The organism is Rossellomorea vietnamensis NBRC 101237 (assembly GCF_001591825.1).
Taxonomy (GTDB): Bacteria; Bacillota; Bacilli; order Bacillales; family Bacillaceae_B; genus Rossellomorea; species Rossellomorea vietnamensis.
On sequence record NZ_BCVQ01000010.1, the window covers coordinates 93,010 to 115,150 of the forward strand.

General features: G+C 42.9%; 22 protein-coding genes. 3 read left to right on the top strand and 19 right to left on the bottom strand.

Going from position 1 to position 22,141, the window contains the following annotated elements:
• Positions 1 to 113 precede the first annotated feature (113 nt).
• The 10 genes from BVI01S_RS07910 to BVI01S_RS07955 form a co-directional block, all read right to left on the bottom strand.
• Entirely contained in the window at positions 114 to 2,321 is a 2,208-nt protein-coding gene (locus BVI01S_RS07910) for a penicillin-binding protein (protein WP_061809831.1), read from the bottom strand.
• Positions 2,321 to 2,689: a cell division protein FtsL gene (gene ftsL / locus BVI01S_RS07915; protein WP_034755869.1), complete on the bottom strand. Its 369-nt coding sequence runs from the start codon at positions 2,687 to 2,689 to the stop codon at positions 2,321 to 2,323. The genes BVI01S_RS07910 and ftsL overlap by 1 nt, the downstream gene beginning before the upstream one ends.
• Positions 2,690 to 2,714: 25 nt before the next feature.
• Complete coding sequence (rsmH, locus tag BVI01S_RS07920; RefSeq protein WP_061809832.1) at positions 2,715 to 3,650, bottom strand: 16S rRNA (cytosine(1402)-N(4))-methyltransferase RsmH; 936 nt, start codon at positions 3,648 to 3,650, stop codon at positions 2,715 to 2,717.
• Between the two features lie 38 nt (positions 3,651 to 3,688).
• Positions 3,689 to 4,120 carry a division/cell wall cluster transcriptional repressor MraZ gene (mraZ, locus tag BVI01S_RS07925; protein WP_034755875.1) on the bottom strand — a complete coding sequence of 144 codons (432 nt, stop codon included), beginning with the start codon at positions 4,118 to 4,120 and terminating at the stop codon, positions 3,689 to 3,691.
• Between the two features lie 219 nt (positions 4,121 to 4,339).
• Positions 4,340 to 5,959 (bottom strand): bacillithiol biosynthesis cysteine-adding enzyme BshC, encoded by a 1,620-nt coding sequence (bshC, locus tag BVI01S_RS07930; RefSeq protein ID WP_244886903.1) that lies wholly within the window; start codon positions 5,957 to 5,959, stop codon positions 4,340 to 4,342.
• An 88-nt stretch (positions 5,960 to 6,047) separates the two neighbouring features.
• Positions 6,048 to 6,434: a DUF3397 domain-containing protein gene (locus BVI01S_RS07935; protein ID WP_034755879.1), complete on the bottom strand. Its 387-nt coding sequence runs from the start codon at positions 6,432 to 6,434 to the stop codon at positions 6,048 to 6,050.
• 1 nt (position 6,435) lies between these two features.
• Positions 6,436 to 7,332 carry a 2-dehydropantoate 2-reductase gene (locus BVI01S_RS07940; RefSeq protein ID WP_061809834.1) on the bottom strand — a complete coding sequence of 299 codons (897 nt, stop codon included), beginning with the start codon at positions 7,330 to 7,332 and terminating at the stop codon, positions 6,436 to 6,438.
• Positions 7,333 to 7,471: 139 nt separating this feature from the next.
• Positions 7,472 to 9,013 carry an acyl-CoA carboxylase subunit beta gene (locus BVI01S_RS07945; protein ID WP_061809835.1) on the bottom strand — a complete coding sequence of 514 codons (1,542 nt, stop codon included), beginning with the start codon at positions 9,011 to 9,013 and terminating at the stop codon, positions 7,472 to 7,474.
• Positions 9,014 to 9,107: 94 nt separating this feature from the next.
• Positions 9,108 to 9,323, bottom strand: a complete 216-nt coding sequence (locus BVI01S_RS07950; RefSeq protein ID WP_034755887.1) for a biotin/lipoyl-binding carrier protein — start codon at positions 9,321 to 9,323, stop codon at positions 9,108 to 9,110.
• 62 nt (positions 9,324 to 9,385) lie between these two features.
• Positions 9,386 to 10,735: an acetyl-CoA carboxylase biotin carboxylase subunit gene (locus BVI01S_RS07955; RefSeq protein WP_061809836.1), complete on the bottom strand. Its 1,350-nt coding sequence runs from the start codon at positions 10,733 to 10,735 to the stop codon at positions 9,386 to 9,388.
• Between the two features lie 233 nt (positions 10,736 to 10,968).
• Between BVI01S_RS07955 and BVI01S_RS07960 the strand changes: the two genes are divergently transcribed.
• On the top strand, positions 10,969 to 11,445 hold the full coding sequence (locus BVI01S_RS07960) for an N-acetyltransferase (RefSeq protein ID WP_034755893.1): 477 nt from the start codon (positions 10,969 to 10,971) through the stop codon (positions 11,443 to 11,445).
• Between the two features lie 48 nt (positions 11,446 to 11,493).
• Here BVI01S_RS07960 and BVI01S_RS07965 read toward each other — a convergent pair whose 3' ends face one another.
• The 4 genes from BVI01S_RS07965 to BVI01S_RS07980 all read right to left on the bottom strand — a co-directional run bounded on the left by BVI01S_RS07965 (position 11,494) and on the right by BVI01S_RS07980 (position 13,902).
• On the bottom strand, positions 11,494 to 12,105 hold the full coding sequence (locus BVI01S_RS07965; protein ID WP_034755895.1) for an RsfA family transcriptional regulator: 612 nt from the start codon (positions 12,103 to 12,105) through the stop codon (positions 11,494 to 11,496).
• Between the two features lie 127 nt (positions 12,106 to 12,232).
• Positions 12,233 to 12,991 (bottom strand): enoyl-CoA hydratase/isomerase family protein, encoded by a 759-nt coding sequence (locus BVI01S_RS07970; RefSeq protein WP_224520318.1) that lies wholly within the window; start codon positions 12,989 to 12,991, stop codon positions 12,233 to 12,235.
• Between the two features lie 130 nt (positions 12,992 to 13,121).
• Positions 13,122 to 13,295 carry a 50S ribosomal protein L32 gene (gene rpmF, locus BVI01S_RS07975; protein WP_034755898.1) on the bottom strand — a complete coding sequence of 58 codons (174 nt, stop codon included), beginning with the start codon at positions 13,293 to 13,295 and terminating at the stop codon, positions 13,122 to 13,124.
• 64 nt (positions 13,296 to 13,359) lie between these two features.
• A complete protein-coding gene (locus tag BVI01S_RS07980) occupies positions 13,360 to 13,902 on the bottom strand; it encodes a YceD family protein (RefSeq protein WP_034755901.1) in 543 nt (180 codons plus the stop codon).
• A 460-nt stretch (positions 13,903 to 14,362) separates the two neighbouring features.
• Between BVI01S_RS07980 and BVI01S_RS07985 the strand changes: the two genes are divergently transcribed.
• Positions 14,363 to 15,598, top strand: a complete 1,236-nt coding sequence (locus BVI01S_RS07985) for a nucleotidyltransferase (protein ID WP_347815208.1) — start codon at positions 14,363 to 14,365, stop codon at positions 15,596 to 15,598.
• Positions 15,599 to 15,651: 53 nt separating this feature from the next.
• On the opposite strand, the gene BVI01S_RS07990 is transcribed toward BVI01S_RS07985, so the two are convergent.
• Entirely contained in the window at positions 15,652 to 16,695 is a 1,044-nt protein-coding gene (locus tag BVI01S_RS07990) for a SepM family pheromone-processing serine protease (RefSeq protein ID WP_061809837.1), read from the bottom strand.
• Positions 16,696 to 16,702: 7 nt separating this feature from the next.
• On the bottom strand, positions 16,703 to 17,482 hold the full coding sequence (locus tag BVI01S_RS07995; RefSeq protein ID WP_034755906.1) for a patatin-like phospholipase family protein: 780 nt from the start codon (positions 17,480 to 17,482) through the stop codon (positions 16,703 to 16,705).
• Positions 17,483 to 17,656: 174 nt separating this feature from the next.
• On the opposite strand from BVI01S_RS07995, the gene spoVV reads away from it, so the two are divergent.
• Positions 17,657 to 18,877 (top strand): dipicolinic acid transporter SpoVV, encoded by a 1,221-nt coding sequence (gene spoVV, locus BVI01S_RS08000; RefSeq protein ID WP_061809838.1) that lies wholly within the window; start codon positions 17,657 to 17,659, stop codon positions 18,875 to 18,877.
• 78 nt (positions 18,878 to 18,955) lie between these two features.
• On the opposite strand, the gene coaD is transcribed toward spoVV, so the two are convergent.
• The 3 genes from coaD to BVI01S_RS08015 form a co-directional block, all read right to left on the bottom strand.
• On the bottom strand, positions 18,956 to 19,441 hold the full coding sequence (gene coaD / locus BVI01S_RS08005; RefSeq protein WP_034755912.1) for a pantetheine-phosphate adenylyltransferase: 486 nt from the start codon (positions 19,439 to 19,441) through the stop codon (positions 18,956 to 18,958).
• Between the two features lie 34 nt (positions 19,442 to 19,475).
• The gene (rsmD, locus tag BVI01S_RS08010) at positions 19,476 to 20,030 is read right to left on the bottom strand and encodes a 16S rRNA (guanine(966)-N(2))-methyltransferase RsmD (RefSeq protein WP_034755913.1); all 555 of its coding nucleotides are present in this window, start codon (positions 20,028 to 20,030) and stop codon (positions 19,476 to 19,478) included.
• 262 nt (positions 20,031 to 20,292) lie between these two features.
• Positions 20,293 to 21,699 carry a hypothetical protein gene (locus BVI01S_RS08015; RefSeq protein ID WP_061809839.1) on the bottom strand — a complete coding sequence of 469 codons (1,407 nt, stop codon included), beginning with the start codon at positions 21,697 to 21,699 and terminating at the stop codon, positions 20,293 to 20,295.
• Positions 21,700 to 22,141: the final 442 nt, after the last annotated feature.

A 22,141-nucleotide genomic window follows, 5' to 3' on the forward strand; every position in this document is an offset into this window, starting at 1 on the left:
ATGGTGGTATGTTTCAATTCAATGAAAGAGTCCGGGCTTTCGGCAGGGGTATAGGGTTTTAAGAATGGATGGACAAAAAGGGATGACTCCGGTAATTGAGTCATCCCTTTTTGTTAATTCAGCTGTTCTTCTTCTTTTTCTTTCGGTGCCGCCGCTTCTTCAGGGGTCTTGAAGTTGACGACGAGTGGCTCATCTTTCTTGACCTTTATCCCAGGCTGTATATTCTGGCTGAAAGCATATCCATTTCCAACCATATTAATCTTCAGACCGGCGATATTGGCTACCTTAAAGACATCCCTTACAGACCATCCCTTCATATCGGGAATGGTAATGTCTCCATCGGTTTTGATCACGACTCTTTCCCCTTCAAGAGTGGCATTTCCGCCTTGAGGAAGCTGTTTGACCACTTGTGAACCATTTCCGACCACCACTGGAGTCACGCCTGCTTTTTCCAGTTCTTTTTTTGCTTCTTCCACGCTCATGTCCCTCGTTTCAGGGAGTGATTGTTTCTTCAGGCTCACTTTTTCCTGAGGTTTGATGTTCAGGTACTTTAAGCTGTTTTGCATGACGGGATTGAAGACCGCAGAGACCGGATCCGATCCGATCTCAGTCGGTTCCAGTTCAGGCTGTTGGACCCCTACATACACGATTAACTGAGGGTCATCGATAGGGGCCATACCCATAAAGGAGAATAGATAATTTTCCTTTCCGACCATATAACGACCATTCGATGGATCAGGTATCTGACCCGAACCGGATTTACCGCCGACACGATATCCTTCAATCGCAAACTTCTGTCCTGTACCATGTTCAGATGTGACAGTCGTCTCCAGGTACTCCCTCGTCTTGATTGCCGTTTCCTTCGTGATGGGGCTTCCTGAAACTTCAGGCTTAGTCTCTTTGATGACTTTCTTTGTATTGGGATCGACGATCTTTGAAATGACATAAGGCTTCATCATTTTCCCATCGTTGGCAATCGCCGACTCCGCCTGAATCATTTGAAGCGGTGTGACGGTCGTACCTTGACCGAAAATGGTCGTGTATTTTTCAATCGGGTAATGATACAATATCGAACCCGATGCCTCATTTGGCAGTCCTACGTCTGTCGCTTCACCAAATCCAAAGTCATGTAAATAGTCTTCATATTTCTTAAATCCGATTTTATCCAATAGGTTCGCAAATGCAACATTGGAAGATCTTTGAACGCCTTCAAGGAATGTAATCGTTCCCCAACCTTCTCCTCCATTGTGATCCCTGATCGGGTTTGGAACATTTTCCACATAATACTTACCAGATTCATAGGTTTCATTCGGATTGAACTTACCTTCATTCACTGCAGCTGCAAGGGAAAAAGACTTCATCGTGGAGCCTGGTTCATACGTATCTTCAACGATGATGTTGGTCCAGTTATCCAGGAGCCCCTCTCTTGTATCCGGGTGGAATGTAGGTCTTTGACTCATGGCAAGAATCTTCCCTGTTTTCGGGTCGGATACGATTGCAAACATTTTCTTAGGCTTGTATTTTTTTTGGACTTCATTCATTGCTTCTTCCAGGAAGGTTTGAATCTTCTTGTCGATGGTCAGGTATAGGTCATCCCCATCTTCAGGCGGGGTAACATGTTCGTCTGAATTCGGCAGGAGATAGCCCCACACATCACTCTTATAAGAAACAGACCCATCCTTGCCTTTCAATACATCATTGAAACTTGCTTCCACTCCCATTTTACCCACGGTCGTAGAATCCCCATCGTCGTCGGTTTTTTTCTGAGCAAACCCGATAAGATGGGAGGCGAAGGAGCCGTTAGGATAAAATCGCTTCGCTTCCTTCCTGAATGTAACGCCGGGGATATCTTCTTCTTTAATGTCGAGCATCATCTGATGGGATAAATCTCTTCCTGCAGCACCGAATTCCACTTGATAAGGTAGTTTATTATCCGCTCTTTTTTTGGTTAAGCGTTCATAAATCTCACTTTCCTTCATATCAAGATACTCCGCGAGGACTTTGGCCGTTTTTTCAGGGTCTGTCACATGCTTGGGTTTCTTTGGATCACTGGTGATACTTGGATCTAATATCGCAACCAGTGTATAGGCGGATGTATCCTCTGCGATGACCTCCCCTTTCCCGTCAAAGATTGTTCCTCTATGTGCTTCTAAAATATGACTTTTAATATATTTTTTTGCCGCTTGTGATGCCAGGACCTTCCCTTCCGCTTCTCCCGTGACCTGAATGGTGACGAAGCGGACCATTAATACAAAAAAGAGCAAGCCGAAAATCCCGAAAAGGATGGCTGCCCCTATGTTCATACTTGGCCTTTTTTTCATTATTGTTCAACAACCTTAACGTTCTTTTCTTTCAAGTTAAGTCCAAGTTCCTTTGCTTTTTCGAGAATACGCTCATACGTACTAAGTTCACTTACTTGAAGTTTCAGGTCATTGTTCGCCTTTTCCTGCTTTTCAATGGTCGTTTCTACGTGCTGAACCTCTTTGTTGACATCATAGATGGCTGCCTGGGTCGAAACAATTTGAACCGCCAGGATACAAAATACCATTGCGAAGATGGCCACAAGGATTTTCTCACCCGGGGTGACAACGGACCTTCTTTCTTCATTCAGACGCTTGGGTTTGGCTTGAACGGACTGATAGGATTTCTCAACATTTTGCTGCTCATACTTTCTCGCTAAGTTACTCAAAATTCTCCCTCCTGTTTCCTTCTTTTTATATATTTTTTTCTGCGATTCTCAATTTAGCCGACCTGGCCCGATTATTTTCTTCCAACTCTTCTTCGCTCGGCAGGATCGGTTTTCTCGTTACAAGTTTAAGTTCTGCTTCATATCCTTCCGGGATAATGGGTAATCCCGGTGGCAGGTCCGGCCCTGATGCTTTTTCTTTGAACATCGTTTTACAAATCCGGTCTTCTAAAGAATGGAACGTAATGACACTCACTCTTCCACCCTTATGCAGAAGGCCTATGGCTTGTTCTAACGAATCCTCGAAGGCCCCAAGCTCATCGTTGACGGCAATTCGGATCGCTTGAAAGACCCTTTTGGCAGGATGACCACCCTTTCGCCTTGCAGGTGCCGGAATCCCTTCCTTGATCAGTTCTACCAATTCACCTGTCGTTTCAATTGCTTTCACTTCGCGTGCCGCTTCAATCTTCCTTGCAATCTGCTTCGAAAATTTTTCTTCACCATACCGGTAAAAGATTCGGACCAGATCTTCAAACGACCAATGGTTGACGACATCATAAGCACTTACTTCGCCTTGTAAGTCCATTCTCATATCCAGAGGCGCATCGTGGTGATAACTAAAGCCCCTTTCTGGAGTATCCAGCTGAGGAGATGACACACCCAGATCGTAAAGAATCCCATCCACACTATGTACTCCGAGATGTTCAAGTTCTTCCTTGATATGCCGGAAATTTGATTGAACGAATGTCACCCTGTCCTGATAAGCTGCAAGCTTTTCTTTCGCATGGTTGATGGCCGTTTCATCCTGATCGAAGCAATAAAGATGCCCCTCGGACGAAAGCTTTCCGGCCAGGTACTCACTATGACCCGCCCCGCCTAACGTACAATCCACATAGACTCCATCTTCCTTGATAGCCAGTCCATCTACGGTTTCTTTCAATAATACAGTTGTATGTTTAAACATGTTGACTTCACCTTTCCAATCGAACGTTTTGTGGTGGGCTATATATCAAACCCCACCATATTCTCTGCAAGCTCAGCAAATGAATCTTCAGACTGTGTGAAATAGTCTTCCCATAATGATTTACTCCAAATCTCAATTCGATTGGAAACTCCTAAAATAATGCATTCTTTATCCAATTGTGCATAATTCACAAGTGTAGCAGGAATATTCACCCTTCCCGTTTTATCCAGTTCACTCTCGGTTGCCCCCGAGAAGAAAAATCGAGTGAAGGCACGGGCATCTTTTTTCGTAAGCGGCAGGGCTTTAAGCTTTTCCTCAAGGGATCGCCATTCATCCATGGGGTAACCAAATAAGCACTGATCAAGTCCACGGGTGATGACAAATGAATCCCCGAGATGATCACGGAACTTGGCAGGTACGATTAAACGGCCTTTATTATCAATGTTATGTTGATATTCGCCCATGAACATATGCACTGCCCCCACTTTCTAACACAAATGTACCACATCCCCCCACTTTTCTCCACTCTTTTCTATATTCTTTCCCAGCAAAATATTTCCTCTATTTTTCAATAGTGTTTTTCCTGCTTTTAAAGACAAATTTCCAAGGTTGAATTTTGTCTTTAAACAACAGAAAAAGGACCAAATTCGCATATCAAAACGAATTTGGTCCTTTTTTATATTGACTGATCAGATATAGATCACTTTATGAGTGCCATCAAAGGAATAATCCAGAGAGGTCAAGTCCCTTATGAAAGTGGGGCCGTATTTGTTCAGGAAGTAGAGGACATTCCAGGTTCTTTCCTGTGGTCCTTCATTTGGTCTGATACTGTTTTCCACTTTCGTGAATTGGGTGAAGATCAAGGAGTGCTTGTCTTTTAACGCTTTGTCAATTTTTTTGCGTAAATAATCGAACTGACTATGGTGGAATTCAAGATTCTTATCAAGGATCGGATTTAACCCTTGATCGATCGAGACGGCCAGTTTACGGATTTCCTCATATCGGCGGTCGAGTTCATCCTGAATGGTTTTCATTTCCTTTTCTATCCCTGGACGCTCAAGAGATTTCCAAAAGGCATCCCTGGCAGTTGTTACCCCTTCTGTAATCACTCCGTGAAGGGATAATTGGAGGTCGTCGATCCTCTTATTTATATCCCTTTCCACTATGGTGATATTTAACCTTGGTACAACAGGAGGCATCTTCAAATTTACATATTCAAACGCTCTTTTCAATTCTCCCCAGTAGGCTATTTCACCGGGGCCTGCGATGAACGCCAGGTTCGGGAATAACCATTCCTGCATCATTGGTCTTGTGACGACATTATTACTGAATGATTGGGGGCTTTTCTCCAAAATAGATAATAACTCCACGGAAGAGTATGTGTTTCCGCTATTTTTTTCAAAAAACGTATCCCCATCCCGATCTAACAAGGCCCGTTCATTCTGAATCTGCAGAAAAAGATTGGCGGCAGAAGGAGAGATCTCCAGTTGAGTGTGAAAACCACTTTCCCGGATGTCACGCTGCTGCAGAAGGACCGCATCCGTTATCGATTGGCTGTTTTCAATCAGATGATGAAAGTGTGCCGCTTCCAGTTTCCTTAGCTGAGGGTGGGAGGAATCAATGACCAGTAATCCGAAATCCTTGAATAGACTCATGACGATATGGGCAAAGAAGCGGACGATCGACTCTTCCTCATCGATCATTTGATGAAGCTCCTCTGAAAGCTGTTTTGAATGTTCTGTTTCTCCTAAAGCAACGAGAATGTCATCAAGCCATTTCTTCATCATTGAATTAGAATACGTTATGTGAGAGGTCATCTTTTTTTCCAATACTCTCTCGGGATACCCCACCTTTTCAAGCTTCGACCCTTTTTCAACGTATATATGATTCACTTCCTGATAATCGTGGTCTTCACCTGCTATCCAAAAAACCGGTACAACCGGGTGCTTAAGGCGCGCTTCCTGCTGCCTGGCCAATTGGATGACTGATATGATTTTATGTATGGTATAAAGAGGACCGGTCAATAGACCTGCCTGTTGACCCGCCACGACGGTCACCGCATTATCCCTCAGTTTCTCAAGTGCCTCTTCTACTTTATCTGAAGAAGGCAGGCCTTTCATATAGGAAGAGATACATTCTGAGAGACCCTCCCGAGGGAAAGTACGTGATTCTAAATCCTTCATCCGTTCCTCGTAAACGGATGGGTTATTGATATTATAATGAAAAAAAGAAGTGACAGGCTCTTCTTGTTTTAAATATTTAGACGCAAACTGATTTATTGCTGGAATGTTTAAGCTTTCCAATTCCATATGAATTACTCCTTTTCTAGCTCTTGATATCCTAACGATGAGTATATCATTCCACATAAGGAAAAGGAAAAAACTTGCCTGCTGAATTTTAATACAGTTCCAGGATTCGGAGGATGAGGCCCGTGATCATCAACGTGATATAGGCAGTAAAAAATAAAAGGAAGTTCACCCGCCAGAATCCTCTGAGCACTTTTGGGTAGTCGATCTCACCCTTTGCTTTCCAATACATGATGGCAAACAGCACCCCGATTGAACAGATCACAATAAAAATGAGCCACAGATAGGATGTCCTCCATATGGCAATGACAATGAAATGAACAGATACAATCAAGAGAAATGTCGTAATATCAATGGCGATATGCACAGCTCTCCGGTGACTCTTTAAGATTTCCTTAGCAAGAATAAAACTGATGAAATACCCCAAAAATGGAATCATAACGAAAATGGCAATGATCGTCGAAAAAATGGAAGCCATTTTATCCCCCCAGACCTTCTCTTTCTATTCCTTTAACTAATTTGTAAAGTAGATTCATGATGGGTACAAAATGGTGTTCTTTTTGGGCTTTGTCCAAAAGGACGCCAATGATCGATTCAATTTCCGTCTTTCTTTGTGATTCTATGTCTTTTAACATGGAAGATCTGTTCTGATATGTATTCCGGCAGATATCGACTACTTTTTCGAAGGAAATATTCCCTTTCATTTGAGGAAATAAGAGAAGCATCTCGTTAAATAATTCCTTCTGTAATCCATGGAAATAAGGGTTTTCAACAAGCTTACCGTTCGTCACACCCGTTAAAGCTGTGAGGGGGTTGATTGATACGTTGACGAATAACTTAGTCAGGAGCATTTTCTCGAAGTCTTTCCGGATTGAAAACCGGAAGGAATCAGTACTCTTAGATACTATTTCTTCTATCACATGCCAATTCCCTCTAATTAACGCAATATTCGTCTCTGCTTCCCCTAAATGGTGAACGGCGGCATCATTTTCCTTCATGGCCCCATGATCCACCGAGCCCGCGACCAGATGCCGATGAGGCAATGATTTCACCCAATCAACATGACCTATTCCATTTTGAACAAACAGTAGGGGCACGTGAACTCCGAGTTCGACGAGTTCCTTTCTAAGAAACGGGAGATCATATTCCTTTACGGCCACAATCACAAGGTCGAATTCCTTCTCCGTTTCGGTTTCTTGTACGGCTCCTACCCTGGTTGTGATGGCCGACCCTTCTTTATAGATGGTAACCCCATTTTCCAACAGTGAGCGGACTTGAGACTCCCTCCGAACGATAAGGGTTACATCAAATAACCGGCCAAGATAACCGGCAAATAAAAGGCCGACCGCTCCTCCTCCAATGATTCCAATTTTCATACTAACTCCTTCTTTTTCATCGTTTATGAACATTTTACCAAATTTTTCTGAGTGAGAAAACGATTATAGGCAGAAAGAATCAATCCTTTTCGAAAGAAAGGGCCCGTTCAAAAGGAACGAGCCCGGCACTGATAGGTCCTTATACAGGATATACAGGATGTTTTCTTTCACTGAACGTGACATCCTTTGTTTCATAAAGCTTATAACGCTGGATCAATACGGATCGCAATTCATTCGGGGCGGTGATTTCATCTACAATTAATTCAGAAGCCAATTTATAAATGTCGATATACTCTTTATATTCCTTCTGTTTTTCCTGGACATATTGAATTCTTTCTTTCGGATCTTCGATTGCCTGGATCTTGTTGGAATATACGGCATTCACCGCAGCCTCAGGACCCATTACGGCAATTTGAGCCGTAGGAAGGGCAATACAGACATCTGGGTCGAAAGCAGGACCTGCCATGGCATATAAACCTGCTCCATAAGCTTTCCTTACGATCACAGAAATTTTCGTTACCGTTGCCGAACTCATGGCTGCTATCAATTTTGCACCGTGGCGGATAATACCCGCTCTTTCCACCTTGGTCCCGATCATGAATCCAGGTACATCAGCAAGGAACAACAAAGGAATATGGAAAGCATCGCATAATTGAATAAATTTAGCGCCTTTATCCGCGGAATCATGGAAAAGGACTCCACCCTTCACTTTCGGTTGATTGGCAATGATCCCTACTACCTTACCGTCAAGTCGCCCGAAACCTGTAATCAATTCAGGAGCGAATAGCTTTTTCATTTCAAAGAAGCTTCCTTCATCAATCAACGTATCGATGCAATCATACATATTGAATGGAGCATTTTGATGTTCAGGGATGATGTCTTCGAGAAGCTTTTCATGTTTAGGCGCAAGTCCCTCAAGCACCTTGGGCTTCTGTTGATAATTGGCCGGGAAATAACCTAAATACCTTTTCGCTTCTTCAATTGCCTCCTCTTCGGAAGCCGCAAGCAGGTCACCACAACCACTGACCGTACAATGCATTCTTGCACCGCCCATTTCTTCAAGGGTCACTTTCTCCCCAATCACCTTTTCCGCCATCCGAGGCGAGCCAAGATACATGGACGCATTCCCATCCACCATGATGACGATGTCGCAGAATGCAGGAATATATGCTCCTCCGGCTGCTGATGGTCCAAAAAGGACACAAATCTGCGGAACCATCCCGGACATCTTCACTTGGTTATGAAATATTTTGCCTGCCCCCCGACGATTCGGGAACATATCTAACTGATCGGTGATACGTGCACCTGCAGAGTCCACTAAATAAAAGATAGGCACTTTTAAATTAAGGGCCGTTTCCTGGATCCGGATGATTTTCTCAACCGTCCTCGCACCCCAGGATCCGGCTTTAACCGTGGAATCATTGGCCATGACGCACACAGTCTGCCCCCCTACTTTTCCAATCGCCGTCACTACACCATCAGCCGGTAAGTCGTCCGCCTTATTATTGGCAAACATCCCATCTTCCTGATAATCCCCATTATCAAATAATTGTTGCAGGCGATCCCGGACAAACATCTTTTTCTGTTCTTTCAATTTCTCATGATATTTAGGCTGACCACCGGAAGCAATTCTTTCCCTTGTTTCTTCAAGAGTATTGATGATCGTTTTAGATGTTGACATATTATCCCCTCCGTCGTTTTATGTAAAAATACAAGAACGGCTCATAAACAAGCCAGAAACCGCAAACGATTTCTGACTCATTGTCTTACCCGGATTATCCTTCGATTATTAGTAATACATCGCCTTCATTCACGAAGTCCCCTACATTTACTTTAATCTCTGTGACTTTCCCGGCAGCTTCAGCTTCAACGGGAATTTCCATTTTCATAGATTCGAGCATTAGAACAGTATCTCCGCTCGACACCTCTCCACCTTGTTCCACTAATACATTCAGTACCGTACCTGCCATTGTTGATGTGATTTCCTTCATGATTGATTCCTCCTGTTTGTCTTCTTATGTTTGATTGAGGTGCGGATCATTCCGCACCAACATTACGTACGGTTGGCTGTCAAAAAGTCCTGGAGCCATTTGGTCGTATATGATCCATCTTTAAACCCGTTGTCTTCAAGTATATCCCTGAAGAGACTGACATTGGTTTTGACCCCTTCAACCGTTACCCCCGCAAAGAAAAGCTTTGCCTTGTCCAGCGCATCCTGACGGTCATTCCCCTGGATGATACACTTGGATATCATCGGATCATAGAAGGGGGTCACATTGTTCCCCTTTTCGTATCCGCTGTCAATCCGGACACCTTCACCTTGACCCCATTCCAATTCTGTCAGCTTGCCTGGAGAGGGGTAAAACGTCTTTGGATCTTCAGCATACACCCTGAACTCAATCGCATGACCGGAATTCTGGATTTCTTCCTGCCTGCAAAGGGGCAGAGGCTCTCCGCTTGCTACCAGCAGCTGCCACTTCACGAGATCGAGCCCCGTGATCGTTTCAGTGACCGGATGCTCTACTTGCAGGCGGGTATTCATTTCAAGGAAGTAAAAATTCTCCTCTTCATCAACGATAAACTCCACCGTTCCTGCATTCGTATAATTCACTGCTTTTCCAGCCTTTATGGCAGCGTTGAACATCTTCTCCTTCGTTTCTTGAGATAGGCCGGGAGAAGGTGATTCCTCTATCACTTTCTGATTTCTTCGTTGTACGGAACAATTCCGCTCGAATAGATGAACGAGATTTCCATGGTGGTCACCAAAGATTTGTACTTCTACATGTCTCGCATTCTCTATACATTTCTCGAGGAAGACTTCCTCTTTCCCGAAATAGGCTTTAGCACGGTTTTTAGTAGAATCGAAGCTTTGAACGAGCGCTTGCTCATTTTCACAGCGGATCATACCGATCCCGCCGCCGCCGCCACTTGCCTTCAGCATCACGGGGTAGCCGATGTCATTCGCAACCTCTTTAGCAGCCTCTATGGTACCGACTCCTCCGTCGCTTCCAGGTACTACAGGAACAGACGCATCCTGCATCACTCTTCTTGCCTCTACCTTATCTCCCATTTTCTCAATGATGTCATGGGCAGGACCAATAAAAGTAATCCCCTCTTCGGAAACCCTCTTCGCGAAGTCGGCATTTTCCGAGAGCAGGCCGTACCCAGGATGGATTCCATCCACTTTCTCCTTCTTTGCAACATCCAATATATTGTCCACCACTAAGTATGAACGGTTCACTTGTGATTCACCTATGCGGAATGCAACATCCGCTTCTTTCACAAAGGGCATATCCTGATCTGCATCTGAATAAACCGCGACTGTTTGAATGTTTAATTGTTTACATGTTTTGATGATCCTAGAAGCGATTTCTCCCCTGTTTGCAATTAATATCTTCTGCACAATCTCTCCCCTTTCTTCATGGAACACACCTGTTCATAATACGAATTCTACAAAAATCGTCGAAATCCTTCTTCTCCATTGTAAACGTTTTCTTAATTAAGTGCAGAATTTTTTGTTATTTTGTTATATAATAATAATAAATACTAGTTCTAATAGTAAATGAATTGCAAACGGATACAACATTCTTATTGTATTCAAAGAATCATTTTTCAGCATTTTTAGGAGGTCATACTATGGCAGTAAAAGTGGAAAAATTAAAAGTAAACTATAAAACTCTTGAAGAGTTTAAAAAATTTAAAGAATATGGTGTACAGGAATTATCCATGCTTGAGGACCTGCAGGCGAATATCATTGAAAACGATAGCGAATCTCCGTTTTACGGAATTTACTTCGGGGATACTCTGGTTGCCAGAATGAGTCTTTATCAACGCAATGCCCGTTTTGATCAATACTTCGATCCTCCCCAAAATTACCTGGAGCTTTGGAAGCTTGAAGTATTGCCAAAATACCAGAATAAAAGCTACGGAAAAGAATTAGTGGAATTCGCCAAGACCTTTGGATTGCCGATCAAGACAAACTCCCGGATCAAATCTCAAGGTTTCTGGGAGAAGATGGGGTTTGAAGCCGTAACATACGAAGTGGAAAGAGATTTAGGTGAAAATCCATACGTATGGTTCCCTGAAGGGGTCAAAGAACAGAAAATCAGTTAATATACGAAAAAGGCTTGCTCAAGTACACTCGAGTCAGCCTTTTTCATTTCATTTATTCAATCTTTGTAAATTGCCGTTCTTATCCATCTGGAATTTTACTTTGTCTTCATTTCCTTGTAGCAGGGCCATCTTTCTCGCTTTTTCAAAGATGGCTAATAAAGATTTATGATCTTCTTCAAGGAGATTGAATTTTTCTTCATACTCTTTCAACTCTTCTTCTGTTGCTTTAAGCTTTTCCTGCAGTTGTGAGATTTGTTCGTGAAGCTGATTGTTTTCATTTCGTACTTTCTCCTCGTTACGGACGGCTTCCTCTGCTTTTTGAAGGTACTGTATCATGCTTCCCATCGAAAAAGCTTCCGGAGACTCCGACGCACATTCAACCGTCGGGATTTCCTGCTTCTCTTCAAAGGTCTTCTTTGGCGGAGAATATTTTTTTGATTGCTTTCTCTGTTTCTTTGCCAGTTCTATACCGGATTTATATTGTTTACGAACAAATGAATTCCAACGAAAGCCGCATGCCGCGGATGTCCTTGATAGTTTTTTCCCTACTTCTTCAAACGCTTGCAGCTGAGTCCCACCTTCACGTATATGACGCAATACCACTTCCGCTAACAACACATCTTCATCCTGGCTCCAGGCATCCTGTCTATTTGAAGACATATCCATCCCCCCTGTTTCGTCAGTTTCTCCATACATATGCTCTTACTAGAGAAGATAGAATCAGCATCACTATTTTTAACATACAAAAAAGGAACCGGTTTTCACCTGCTCCTTTTACATTCATGAACTATTTAGATAAAAATCGATCAACTGCTTTGTGATGCTCATCCTGTGCCCACAGTTTGGAGCAGTGTTTGATTTCCTCCAGGATATTGGCTTCTATCCTCTTTGTATTCCATTGATTAAGGAGTTGCCGTTTATATGCCTTCAAGACTCCTGCAGACTTAGACGAAATCATCTGAATAAATGGTACTTCATGTACAGGTACCATTTCATCCACCACTTCATCTACGAACCCCATTTCATGAAGTGCTTCTGCCTGTTCCAGACGTGCCGTCATTAAAAGAGACATGGCTTTGGAGACAGGAATTCTTTCAAGGAGAAGGGTCCCTCCTCCCCATCCGGTGGTGATGGCAAGATTCCCTTGAACGAACCCCATCTTCGCGGTTCTTCTTGCTACTCGGAAATCACACGCAGCGGCGATCTCACATCCCCCTCCAATGGCAGTGCCATTGATGAAGGCAATGGTTGGTTTCGGAAGAAAGGCGAGTCTCGTAAGGAGGCTGCCCATTTTACTGAGCATTTCGTAGCTTTCTCCTTCTGTTTTCAGATTGTGGAACTGCGACAAGTCTCCCCCGGAACAAAAAGCACGATCTCCGCTTCCGGTTATGATGAGCGCTTTTACATGTTCGTTTTGAACGCACTCATCCATCACCTTCTGAAGTCCATTCATGATTTCGTAGCTAACAGCGTTTCGTTTATCCGGGCGATCAATGATAAATTCCAATATTCCCTCATTGTTCATATGTAATACATATTCTCCCACTTCTAAAGCCCCCTTTTATCTTACATTTAGTGTATGGTGTTTCCGATCCATTGAACAGACCTTTTCTATAGATACGACAAAAAAGCGTGAAGAGCCATGGTCTCTTCACGCTTTTTAGCGGTGTAAGCGATTATTTGCTTACAACTTCTTTTCCTTTATACGTTCCGCACTCTTTACAAACACGGTGTGCTAGTTTCATCTCACCACAGTTTGGGCATGCTACCATACCAGGTACACTTAGTTTGAAGTGTGTACGACGTTGTCTTTTTGCTGTTTTAGAAGTTCTTCTAAAAGGTACTGCCATTCTTCCCACCTCCTTAAAAGAGATTCATACTCATTATGAAGCCAGTCGAGCTGGTACTTCGCTTTTAAGAGTTCTTGTTTTGATCAAGAAGTTTTGCTAAGTCAGCGAGTCGAGGATCTACTTTCTTCTCTTCCTCTTGTTCGACTTCATGAGCCTGTTCTTCGGTCATCACTTCCCAGTTCTTACCGGAAGGCATCTCATCTTGTTCTCTCGCTTCATCACTGATTACCTGCATCGGAATCTCAAGTAACAGCAATTCTCTGATAGCCGGTTTTAAATCAATAACATCACCTTGTATACGATGTACTTCTTCTTCCTCATACTGATCATAATCAGCTTCATTTAGAAGATACGTTTCAATCGTATTGATGTCAACTGGTAAATCGACATCCACAAGGGTTCTTGAGCAAGGCAGGACTAACTTTCCTTCTATATGAAGATGAAAAGTGACACGGTTTGAACCGATATCCGCCTTTCCGGACACCCGAATAGGTGAGACTTCTATAATTTGGGGATCGACTTCTTTCAGTTCGTCCAAATTAATCGTTTCGTCTATGGAAAGTCCCTTGTCTCTGAATTTTTGTAATTGGATTATTGACCATTTCAATGTAATCACCTCAAGGCAACAAAGGTAATTATAGCTTTCATAATACCGTTTGTCAATATTTTTTCTTTACACTCTCTTTAACCATAGTGTTGTAATTATAACGTTTAAATATAAGGACTTTCAAATATTTTATTATATTCGTTATGAGTCATTCAATTGAGATGCTTAATTGGGCTTATAATAAAACAGTGACCGTTCCTCTCCGCTGCAGCCACTTGCTTTCCTCGGGGAGGAAGTCAAGCCTCCTCGGGCTATTGCCCTGCGGGGTCTTGACCTTTCCTCTATTTCCCGCAGGAGTCAAGTGGCTTCCGCTACGATCCACTCTTTGATTCTAAAGAATAGTCTTTCCAATCTAACTGAAAGGCAGAATCATTAAATATGTTATATTTAGTTAGATTCAATAAAAAATGATATTTAGGTACTTTTATTTTCTACTATTATAAAGAATATGAGACTGATTATGGAAAGGTTGTGGGTTTTTATGAAGGCGACAGGGGTAGTTGTGGAGTATAATCCGTTTCATAATGGACATTTGCATCATTTGAGGGAAACAAGGGCCGCTACCGGGGCGGATGTTGTGGTTGCCGTGATGAGTGGGCACTTCCTCCAGCGTGGTGAGCCTGCACTTGTTTCAAAATGGGCCCGTACGAGGATGGCACTGGAGTCAGGAGTGGATGTCGTGATAGAGCTTCCGTATTGTTTTGCGACACAGCATGCGGAAATTTTTTCAAAAGGGGCGATTTCACTCCTGGACCGATTTGGCTGTGAAAGCTTCTGTTTCGGTAGTGAAGATGGGGATATTGATGCGTTCTTAAAGACGATTCAATTCATCCAAACACACCAGGAGCAATACGATACGTACATAAAGGAATTTATCCAGGAAGGGATGAGCTATCCCTCAGCACTGGCCGGTGCCTTTCGGAAATTGGGAAATCAGGATTCTGTCATCGATTTAAGTAAACCCAACAATATTTTGGGATTTCACTATTTGGAGGCAAGGAATCAGCTTGGGTCTTCATTGGAAGCGTATACGATTACCCGGGAATCAGCCGGTTACCATGATGAACATTTCTCTTCCCCTTCCATTGCCAGTGCAACCAGCATTCGCAAAAGTATATTCAGTACCCGAGGGAACCACGAGATCGAATCTTATCTTCCTGCCAGTTCTGTGCAGGAACTGGAAAGATATAAAGGCGAGTTTGGTGGATTACACAGGTGGGAGAGTTATTGGACCCTGCTTCAATATAAGCTTCTTTCCTCTTCAAAATCTGAGTTGAGGGATATATATGAAATAGAAGAGGGAATAGAAAACCGGATGGTAGAGTATGCGAAGTCTTGCTTATCCTTTGAAGAATTCATGACGAAGCTTAAGACCAAGCGATACACGTGGACACGCCTTCAAAGAATGCTCCTTCATGTACTAACCGATACACATAAAGAAGAAATGAGGAGCCGGCATGACTCTCCTCGTTATATCCGTCTTCTCGGTATGAATACCAAGGGAAGGGAATTCATCCACTCCCGGAAAAAGAATCTGTCCCTCCCTTTGATCAGCAAGCTATCCAGTGCAGACCCACATGATATCCATTTAGATATCAAGGCTGCGGAAATCTATTCATTGGGCCTGCAGGATCCAGACGCACGCAAAAGACTTCTACGACAAGAATGGTCCCAACCCCCTATTATGATGTCATAACAATGTGATTCAAACAAAGAGACTGCCCCCCGTATTGAAGGCAGTCTCTTTGTTCAGTTTTCGATCGATTTGAGGAAGGACAATGCTTCATCAAATGTTTTTACGGGTATCACTTTCATATCCGTACCGATATCTTCAGCTGTTCGTTTCGCAGCGGTATAGTTGGATTCAAGATCAGGGTATTTTTTCTTCATTTCTTTTGTAATGGTTTCATCCGGTGCAAGGAAGTATTCGGCATCCGCTTTATCAGCAGCAATGATTTTTTGTTCGATGCCTCCGATACGACCGACCACACCATCCTCTGAAATCGTCCCGGTCCCGGCAATCCTGTGCCCTTTAGCCAGATCTCCCTTCGTCAGTTGGTCATAGATTTCCAAACTGAACATCAATCCGGCGGAAGGTCCCCCTATTTCCTCGGTCTGAAGCTTTACGGGTGGATCTGTTATGATTTCTTTATCATCACTTAATGTGATGCCGAGGCCAATCTTATCAGGGACATCGGGAAATGCTTCAAGCGGGATCGTTTCAACCTTTTCCTCTTTATTCCTGACGAATGTGATATCCACTTTATCCCCTTTTGTTTTCCCACTTACGTAATCAATGAATTCTTGTGACGACTGAAACGTTTGACCGTCTATGGCGGTGATCCGGTCGCCAGGTTTCAACACTTTTTCAGCCGGCATATCCGGGTATATATTTAATACATAAATCCCTTTATATTTATATTCATACGGTTTGCCTGCTTTTTTATAGGCCACTTCAATGGCATGGGTTTGGGAATTATTCATGAGCTGAAGTTGGCGAAGATTGTATTCTTCATCGCTTTCATGCGGACTTCTGATCTCCTCAACCGGAAAGATATATTCATATTTCCTTATGCTCGCCATCAGATAGGCATATATATTCGCCCTTCCCATCCTGACGGTTGTCAGCATCAGTTCCCCATCGTCATCATATCCATTCTCGACGTGGACGATTGGATCAAGTTCATGTGCATTCCCGGGTTTCGTAACATAGAAAGGAAGATAATAAAAAGAAGTGGCGACCATAATGATGGTCATGATCAGCAGGGTTTTTATCAGCGTTTTTGTTTTCATATATTTTTTACTCCTTCCAATTGTCCAGAGCTTCCTTGATGGAAGGAATAGCCTTCTTTGCTTCTTCTTCTCCCATATCGATGATTTCTTCAATATTTTTAAAAGCTCTGGTGCTGTACATTTCTACATGTGGTCTGATCATGAAATCAGAAGCAAATTCACGGTGAGCGACGATTTCCAGTTGGAGAATATCAATGCTTTGCATAATCACGTCATAGATGGTGGTGATTTCTGCATTACGTTTCACATGGGACACATCGACCCCGATTACAATGTCCGCTCCCATTTCTTTCACCACGGAAACCGGCACCCGGTCAATGACCCCTCCGTCCACCAATAGACGGCCATTTATCCTTTCAGGCACAAAAATACCCGGTATAGCGATACTTGCCCGGACTGCGCTTGCTATTGGACCGGTGGTAAAGATGACTTTTTCTCCGTTTGTAATGTCAGTTGCCACAACACTTACAGGGATATTTAATTCTTCAATATTTTTATTATGGGTAAAGAGCTGAATGAACTCTTTTATTCTCTTGCCAGATATGAACCCCATTTTCGGAACGGTAAAGTCCAGATAATACTTCCTTCTGAAGGTAGTGGAAAGCTTGTATAGGTCTTCCATCTTGTGACCCACCCCATAAAAGCAGCCGACGAGCGCCCCCATGCTGCTGCCTGCAATCATATCAATCGGTATGTTGGCATCATCAAAGGCTTTCAAGACACCTAAATGAGCAAATCCCCTTGCGCCACCCGAGCCGAGGGCTAATCCGATCTTTGGTCTACCCATGCCCTTCCCCCTTTTCCCGAGTCATCGGTCTATTCATCATATGGTCTATTTCAAGTATGTATGAGTATATTGGATAATATGAGGACAAGTTGAATTAATCTCATTTTATCATTCTTTTCCCATTTCACAAGGAATTGAAATAGAAGGAACTATTTTTTAGGGGAGGAAGTCCTGTTGTTCAAATCTAAAATCAAAACCTTGGCTTTATCCATAAGTGTGACGGTATTTGCCACCTCTCTCATCTTGATGCCCGGGGAATCATTGGAGGCATCCATCAGAGGTTTGGACATGTGGTGGGAAATCGTCTTTCCATCCCTATTGCCGTTTTTCATTGTATCTGAAATGCTGATCGGATTTGGGGTTGTCCGGTTTATAGGTGTCATGCTTGAGCCCTTGATGAGACCATTATTCCGGGTTCCGGGAGTTGGTGGATTTGTGTGGGCGATGGGTATGGCATCAGGCTTTCCCGCAGGAGCTAAATTGACAGCCCGTTTGCGCCAGGAAAAACAGATTACAAAACTGGAAGGGGAAAGACTCGTTTCATTCACGAACTCTTCCAATCCGCTATTTATATTCGGGGCTGTTTCTGTCGGATTCTTCCAAAACGCGACCCTTGGGATTGTGTTAGCCGCTGCACATTATATCGGGAATATATGCGTAGGCATCGTCATGAGATTCTACGGGGTTAAAGAGAAAGAGGAAATCAGAAGCCGCCAGACAAAAAGGAAGGGTTTCATCCTCCGGGAAGCATTCTCGGCACTTCACCGGACAAGGTTACAGGACAAACGTCCCATCGGCAAACTACTGGGGGATGCCGTCACTTCATCCATTCAAACGTTGTTAATGATCGGTGGATTCATCATCTTATTTTCTGTCATTAATAAAATGCTGTACCACTTAAACATCACAACCTTTTTTGCCGAAGGTCTATCGGCTTTATTTATCCTTCTGCAATTACCCGACCAATTAAGTATCCCATTTATTTCAGGACTCTTTGAAATCACATTGGGTTCAAAACTCACAAGCGGTGTAACGGAAGCCACCCTCCTCCACCAAGCGATCATCACAAGCTTTATATTAGGTTTCAGCGGTTTCAGCGTCCAGGCACAGGTCGCAAGTATCCTGGCAGATACGGATATTCGATTTAAGCCTTTCTTTTACGCTCGCATAGTTCACGGATTTGCCGCATCCGTCACGACCATTCTCATTTGGAAGCCCATTTATGAGAGGTTTTCCGATGAGCAGCTTTCCAACGCCATCCCGGTATTCGCCAGGCACAACGACGCATTTTGGACCGACATGCTCTATTGGTTCAAGACGGCAGGTCCCATCATCACGATTTCAAGTCTGATCCTATACATGGTTCTATATGCACGAAAACATGTGAATCATTGAAAAACAGGGTTGATCCACTTAGACCGATTTCACAGTTAGTGAAGAAATATGGTCAATAGTTGGATCAACCCTGTATGGTTAGTCACGCTGATATTTCGCCTTTAATGATTCTTCTACACGCTTCGGTACAAGTTCAGAGATATCGCCTCCGTATTTAGCCACTTCTTTGACAATACTCGAGCTTAAGAAAGAATACTGATTATTCGTCATGATGAAGAACGTTTCAATTTCATCATCCAGTACCCGGTTCATGGACGTAATCTGCATTTCATATTCGAAGTCCGATACCGCCCTTAATCCCCTGATGATTGCTTTTGCATTCACACTCTTCGCATAATCGACCAACAAGCCTTGAAATGAATCGACTACCACATTTGGTATATCCCTGGTGACTTCCCGAATCAATTCGATTCGTTCTTCAACCGAAAAGAGTGGTTTTTTAGAAGAATTATTTAATACTACCACGTACATTTCATCAAATACTTTGGCACCCCGTGTAATAATATCCAAATGTCCATATGTAATGGGATCAAAGCTTCCCGGACAAACTGCTATACTTGGCATATATTTACCTCCAGCTCTTTATCGTAATCCTCAATCATTCTCCCCTGGAAAATATCGATATCCTGATGATTCCATAGGTCTCTTCCCTTACCTTCTTCAAGCTCCCCACTTTATCTTCCAATGTTATTTCAGATCCATGTTCACACATGACGAAACCGCTTTCATTCAGAAGGTTGTGTTCTTCGATGAACTCCAGGAGTTGTTGAAGTTTCTGCTGTTTGTAAGGGGGATCCAGGAATATGTAGTCAAAGACTATTTCTCTTTTTAGTATCGCCTTTAACGCTCTTGTAGCTTCATTTCGATATACTTCACTTTGGTCCATCAGATCACAGTCTTTAAGATTGGCCTTTACCGTTTGGAAAGCCTTCTGATCCCTATCCACAAAGATGACGGAATCGAGTCCACGGCTTAATGCTTCAATGCCCAGACCGCCGCTTCCTGCAAACAAATCCAATCCTGTCCCGCCTTCAAAATAGGGACCCAACATATTAAATATCGATTCTTTCACCTTATCTGTTGTGGGCCTTGTTCCACTTCCAGGAACAGCTTTTAACGGCCTGCCCTTTAACGTACCTGATATGACTCTCATAATCATCCACCATATATGTATTTTTTCCTCCCTATCCTATCATATCTCGACACATATCGCCACATTCAGAATTTGCATCAAACATGTATAAAATCATTTTGATAGGTGATAATGAGAGTAACAGCATCCTAACTGATGTTGTTGCCAACCGCGGAGAAGACTTACGATTCCCCATAAGTTCTTCCTCCGGTTTCTCCTCTCCCTTTGCCTTCTTTCCAGAGATGGATATAGAAGGACCCTGCAGAAAGTTCTGCAGGGCTTTTTACGTTTCCTTTAAGATTTCGATTGCATTTTTCTTGTTCTTCACTTCCGCATTGAACAATTTTTCAAACCAATGGGTATCCATATAGGTGGTATCCCCTATCGTTTGAACCGGCTTTCCCAATAATCCGTAATTTTCTTCATTGTAAATAAAATAATCTTCATTTAGATAAAACCTTAAAGTATTACCCTCTACTGTAGTGAAGTACACGCCAGGCTGCAGTTCTTTCATTTCGTTCCCCATGGCCTCGACTGCCTCAGGGAATTGAACATATTCCTTTTGCTGATAAGAAACGTATGATAACTGAATTGATTTTTGATTGACTATTATCGGCTTACTAGCCTTCAAAATAAGCAAAGGATGCTCATTTCCTTTCACACTGTCAGCAAAAAATGAACAATTGAACCCCGTCACGTTACTGACTGCATCATCCAACATGTTATGGTCTACGGTTTGGTTCCTTACCCTGTGTCTAAGATCATCCCACTCGGAGGGGCTCAGACCTTCTTTTAACTGCTTGTATGCCCATGCCGGTTTGGCAGCGTTTGGAGGCTCATTGAGGAGGATACTGACAACCAATTCCTTCAACCAGGCATCTTCATCCCTTGAGGACAGTGTTTGGTACAATAAGCTTTGCCTTATCCTTTTCACTTCTTCTCCATAAGCATCATTCAAAACGATGAGATGGGGGGACTTAAAAGGTTTAATTTTTTTTGAAATGAGAACAGTCACAAAGCCGTCAGCGGATTCGAATGAATCCAACTGATCAAGATCGACTGGATCCCCTTCCCCAGTCAATACCTTTACTGCTCGCGACCCGCTTTCTTTCAGCGATTCTTTTGTCCACACTAAATCTGAAGGTTCCCCTCTGCCACTGAAGAAATAGTAATCGATATAATCCAACTTTTTATGGTTGGATGAAGGATACCCCGCAATCCATTTTCCGTTCCTTAAGCTCTTTTCCGTTAACTCAATGTCCGTTTTGAGGGTTGAAACCCCGGAAAGTACAGGATACCAATTTCTTAAAGGTACACTGTCAGCTTTCATCGAGTGCTTTAATGAATAGGTGATGGTGATTTCCTGAGGATCCTGATTCAAGGTCTTAACATAAAATTCACCGTTTTCTTTCGTCAAACAATTGTTTTCTTCTTTATCATTACAGCCAAAGTTCCCTGCCCCCACCGGCCATTTGATCAGGAGTGGATCAGAAGGAATGCCCGATGGGAAATGAATCGTCTCAGTCACATCAAACGTATCTCCTTTATGAATGATGGAATAGTCTTGACTTACTTCAACAATACCCGACTCACCCGCACTCTCTGTCGTAAACCCCATCCATTGGAAGACGAGAATACCGCAACTAACCAGGATCATCAAAAAACCAAAAGTGAACACAAATCGTCTCATACTATACCCTTACCTCCGTTTACTACTTAAAGAATAGCAGAAGTATAAGGATAATAGTGGTACATATTTGTGAAATCCTTCAAATATTGTTGTTTTTTCACTTCCTATGATCTGTAGCCCTGTCAACGAGTGTGAGCTACAGGGTGAGGGGAACTGCTTCGCTTTCCACGGACGTTCGGCCGAGCCTCCTCAGCACAATTCGCTTCCGGGTCTCGACACGACCGTTTTTCCGTAGGAGTCTACGCAGCTCCTCACACCCTCTTATTAAGCTATTGGTGACAGAGCTAAATGCTTCTCAAAAATCTTTAAAGAATTAAGAGCATTTAACTTTAACAATTCTACAACTATAAACAATCACTTCAGCCTTAAAAAATTCGAAGTAATATAGACATTTATTCAAGTTGTTTAAAACATTTTTAAATAGTTGATTGGAGCGGAAGGT

Bases quoted from the DNA above. Each gene is read 5' to 3' on its own strand.
- BVI01S_RS07990 (WP_061809837.1), bottom strand. From the start codon at position 16,695: ATGAAAACAAAAACGCTGATAAAAACCCTGCTGATCATGACCATCATT.
- BVI01S_RS07945 (WP_061809835.1), bottom strand. From the start codon at position 9,013: ATGTCAACATCTAAAACGATCATCAATACTCTTGAAGAAACAAGGGAA.
- BVI01S_RS08015 (WP_061809839.1), bottom strand. From the start codon at position 21,699: ATGAGACGATTTGTGTTCACTTTTGGTTTTTTGATGATCCTGGTTAGT.
- BVI01S_RS07995 (WP_034755906.1), bottom strand. From the start codon at position 17,482: ATGGGTAGACCAAAGATCGGATTAGCCCTCGGCTCGGGTGGCGCAAGG.
- BVI01S_RS07960 (WP_034755893.1), top strand. From the start codon at position 10,969: ATGGCAGTAAAAGTGGAAAAATTAAAAGTAAACTATAAAACTCTTGAA.
- rpmF (WP_034755898.1), bottom strand. From the start codon at position 13,295: ATGGCAGTACCTTTTAGAAGAACTTCTAAAACAGCAAAAAGACAACGT.
- BVI01S_RS07965 (WP_034755895.1), bottom strand. From the start codon at position 12,105: ATGTCTTCAAATAGACAGGATGCCTGGAGCCAGGATGAAGATGTGTTG.
- BVI01S_RS07950 (WP_034755887.1), bottom strand. From the start codon at position 9,323: ATGAAGGAAATCACATCAACAATGGCAGGTACGGTACTGAATGTATTA.
- bshC (WP_244886903.1), bottom strand. From the start codon at position 5,959: ATGGAATTGGAAAGCTTAAACATTCCAGCAATAAATCAGTTTGCGTCT.
- BVI01S_RS07935 (WP_034755879.1), bottom strand. From the start codon at position 6,434: ATGGCTTCCATTTTTTCGACGATCATTGCCATTTTCGTTATGATTCCA.
- mraZ (WP_034755875.1), bottom strand. From the start codon at position 4,120: ATGTTCATGGGCGAATATCAACATAACATTGATAATAAAGGCCGTTTA.
- rsmD (WP_034755913.1), bottom strand. From the start codon at position 20,030: ATGAGAGTCATATCAGGTACGTTAAAGGGCAGGCCGTTAAAAGCTGTT.
- BVI01S_RS07910 (WP_061809831.1), bottom strand. From the start codon at position 2,321: ATGAAAAAAAGGCCAAGTATGAACATAGGGGCAGCCATCCTTTTCGGG.
- rsmH (WP_061809832.1), bottom strand. From the start codon at position 3,650: ATGTTTAAACATACAACTGTATTATTGAAAGAAACCGTAGATGGACTG.
- BVI01S_RS07985 (WP_347815208.1), top strand. From the start codon at position 14,363: ATGGAAAGGTTGTGGGTTTTTATGAAGGCGACAGGGGTAGTTGTGGAG.
- BVI01S_RS07940 (WP_061809834.1), bottom strand. From the start codon at position 7,332: ATGAAAATTGGAATCATTGGAGGAGGAGCGGTCGGCCTTTTATTTGCC.
- coaD (WP_034755912.1), bottom strand. From the start codon at position 19,441: ATGCCAAGTATAGCAGTTTGTCCGGGAAGCTTTGATCCCATTACATAT.